Genomic DNA, 457 nt, shown 5'->3' with positions numbered 1-457 from the left:
GTAAAGTATCTCCTCTTGTCTGAGCAGCCGGCTGTGCCCCGGCTGCCGGACGTGAAGCCGGGCGGCCGAGACAGGGACGCGGACGAGATGGCCTGTAAGCCCCAGCTTGGCCAGCGCCCTGGCCACCATCATCAAACGACTCCGCGATGCCAACGGCGGCCCTATCCATCTGGTCGCCTGCTACGACCTGTACGAGCGCGTTCCCTATCTGCCGTCCGCCAGTCACAGGCGGGGCGGTGCTGTCTGCCTGGGGGCGGCTCGCAACGGGAGGGGTAGGGCCCGATGGGTAGCCCGGCCGTAACGGCCGACAGCACCTTGGAAGGTAACGCGCGGCCCACCGCCACCAGCCGGTCCCCGACCAGCCGGCCCATCACCGTCTTCGCCGGCGCCGAGACCACCCCACCCCGGCCGAGCAGCGGCCCCACCCTCGGTGAAGCTGAACTGTGGAGGGTTAGGG

The sequence above is a fragment of the Frankia sp. CcWB2 genome, assembly GCF_977927585.1.
This window is presented reverse-complemented; position numbering follows the sequence as displayed.